This is a genomic window from Candidatus Accumulibacter vicinus (assembly GCF_000584955.1).
GTDB lineage: Bacteria > Pseudomonadota > Gammaproteobacteria > Burkholderiales > Rhodocyclaceae > Accumulibacter > Accumulibacter vicinus.
The window spans coordinates 80,526-83,300 of sequence record NZ_JDSS02000020.1 but is presented as its reverse complement, the minus strand read 5'-3'; the positions used below and the strand labels follow the sequence as shown (position 1 = coordinate 83,300).

Sequence of the window (2,775 nt, the reverse complement as noted above, 5' to 3'; positions counted from 1 at the left end):
CGGCGGGTCACCACGGTGGTGCGTGGAAGATCGCCTATGCCGATTTCGTGACGGCGATGATGGCCTTTTTCCTGTTGATGTGGCTGTTGGGGTCGACTTCCAGTGGTGATTTGAAAGGGATCGCCGATTATTTTCAGAACCCGCTGAAGATCGCTTCGACAGGTGGTTCGGGGACGGGTGACAGTTCGAGTGTGCTCAAGGGCGGCGGCAAGGATTTGTCGCGCACCGCCGGGCAGGTCAAGGGGGGCGACGTGGAGGCCAAGAGCAAAGCGGTGAACCTCAAGGAAACCAATGCTGAACTGGCGCGCAAGGAGTTCGAAGAGCGCGAAAAGGTGATGCTCAGCGAACTCAAACAGAGTATCGAGAAACTGATCGAGAGCAATCCGGCACTCCAACAGTTCAAGAGTCAGCTGCTGATCGACATTACCAGTGAAGGTTTGCGAATTCAGATTGTCGATGAGCAGAATCGCCCGATGTTCGATACCAGCAGTGCCGAGCTGAAACCCTATACGCGGGTGATTCTGCGCGAGATCGGCAAGGCGCTGAATGCCGTACCAAACAAGCTGAGTCTGTCGGGTCACACCGACGCAGCGCAGTTTGGCGGTGGTGAAAAGGGTTTCTCGAACTGGGAGCTTTCGGCGAATCGTGCGAACGCGTCCCGACGCGAGATGATTCTCGGCGGCATGGATGAACACAAGGTGTTGCGCGTTGTTGGACTCGCGTCCACCGTATTGTTCGACAAGAACGACCCGCTCAGTTCGATCAATCGCCGGATCAGCATCGTCGTCCTGAACAAAAGATCGGAAGAGTCGCTGTTGCAGGAGGACGGCAAGGGTGACGCGGTCGAAGTCGGTGCGCAGGGAGTCGACACCAAACAGATGACGCCACCAGCCACCCCTGGCGGCAAACCCGGCTGATGAGCAGCCGATCAGATTTGCGGGACGGTGTCCAGGAAAGCACGCCGCCGCATCAACTTCTCGTAAAGACGAGCGAGGTTGGGATGCTTTTCCTGCCAGTCGATGTCGGGAAAGCGGAATGCCAGGTAGCCGAGCGCGCATCCGACAGCCACGTCAGCAAGCGAAAAATGGGTTCCCATGCACCAGGTATTGTCGGCCAGTTCGCCTGACATGAACTCCAGGCTGCGGATGATCTTGTCTTCCTGGCGGGCCATCCATTCGCCGCTCTGCTGCGCGCCAGGCCGCTTCTTTTCGAGAAAAACCAGTGCGGCCGCATCGCACACGCCGTCCGCCAAGGCTTCCCAGCGTTTGACTTCAGTCCGTTCGCGATTCTGCCCCGGCATCAACTTGTTGTTTGGCGCAACATTGTCCAGGTATTCGACGATCACTCGTGAATCGAACAGAACGGTATTGTCGTCGAGGATGAGGATCGGGATCTTGCCGAGCGGATTGACGTGGGCGACCTGATTTTCCGGTGTCCAAGGAGAGTCGAGTTCGAAATCATAGTCGATCTTCTTCTCGGCCAGCACGACGCGCGTTTTACGGACGTAGGGACTGGTCAGTGATCCGATAAGCTTCATTGGCTTCCCGATGGTGATTGTCTGCACAAGATTATAGCATCGTGCCTGCATCCCGTTTACGGGCATATCTCACCGACAGGTAGAATAGCAGTCCATCCGTGTACGCCTTGAGGAGAATCTGCATGCCTGTATTTTCCCTGACTTCTCTTTCCCCGCTGGACGGTCGCTATGCGGGCAGGCTTGATGCACTGCGACCGCAGTTTTCCGAATACGGACTGATTCGGCGCCGCTTGCAGGTTGAACTGGAATGGCTCAAGGCGTTGGCCGCCGAGCCGCATTTTGCCGAGATTCCTGCTTTCTCCGAAGGAACGCTCGTCGAGTTGGATTCGTTGCTGGCCGATTTCGGTCCGCAGCAGGCTGGCGAGGTGAAAGAGATCGAGGCGGTGACCAATCACGATGTCAAGGCACTCGAGTACTGGATCCGGAAACGTCTGGCGAACAACACTGAAGTCATGCGCGTTGCAGAGTTCATTCACTTTGCGTGTACCTCCGAGGATATCAACAATCTTGCGCACGCCCTGATGCTGCGGTCGGCGCGCGACGAAACCCTCCTGCCAGTGCTTGACAGGGCGATCACCCGTCTCAGGGAACTCGCCCATGAGTTGGCCGACTTGCCGATGATGTCGCGTACGCATGGCCAGCCGGCAACGCCGACGACGCTCGGCAAGGAAATGGCAAATGCGGCCTATCGCCTTGGCCGTGCCCGCTCGGCGATCGCCAGGGTGCAATTGCTCGGCAAGATCAATGGGGCGGTCGGCAACTACAATGCACATCTTGCGGCTTACCCGGACTTTGACTGGGAGAACTTTGCGAGAACCTTCGTTGAATCACTGGGGCTGGAATTCAACCCTTACACGATTCAGATCGAGCCACACGACGCGCTGGCGGAGTTGTTCGATGCCTTTGCGCGTGCTAACCTGATCCTCATCGACCTGAACCGGGATGTCTGGGGCTACATCTCGCTGGGCTTCTTCAAGCAGAAACTCAAGGATGGCGAGATCGGTTCTTCGACCATGCCGCACAAGGTGAATCCAATCGACTTTGAAAACTCCGAGGGCAATCTTGGTCTGGCGAACGCCGTCTTGCGCCATCTTGCCGAGAAATTGCCGGTCTCACGCTGGCAACGCGACCTGACCGATTCGACGGTGCTGCGCAATATGGGGGTCGCGCTTGGCTATACGCTGCTCGCCTACGACTCGCTGTTACGCGGCTTGAACAAGCTCGAAGCCGATCCGGCT

3 protein-coding genes are annotated in these 2,775 nt (G+C 57.3%); 2 read left to right on the top strand and 1 reads right to left on the bottom strand.

Annotated features, from left to right (window positions below; translation table 11 throughout):
- The coding region (gene motB, locus CAPSK01_RS08485) for a flagellar motor protein MotB (RefSeq protein ID WP_273703350.1) at positions 1-917 on the top strand (917 nt) is incomplete at its 5' end.
- 11 nt (positions 918-928) lie between these two features.
- On the opposite strand, the gene CAPSK01_RS08480 is transcribed toward motB, so the two are convergent.
- Positions 929-1,537, bottom strand: a complete 609-nt coding sequence (locus tag CAPSK01_RS08480; RefSeq protein ID WP_034925219.1) for a glutathione S-transferase — start codon at positions 1,535-1,537, stop codon at positions 929-931.
- 122 nt (positions 1,538-1,659) lie between these two features.
- Between CAPSK01_RS08480 and purB the strand changes: the two genes are divergently transcribed.
- Positions 1,660-2,775, top strand: a 1,116-nt coding sequence (purB, locus tag CAPSK01_RS08475) for an adenylosuccinate lyase (protein WP_034925216.1), incomplete at its 3' end; no start/stop codon positions are given.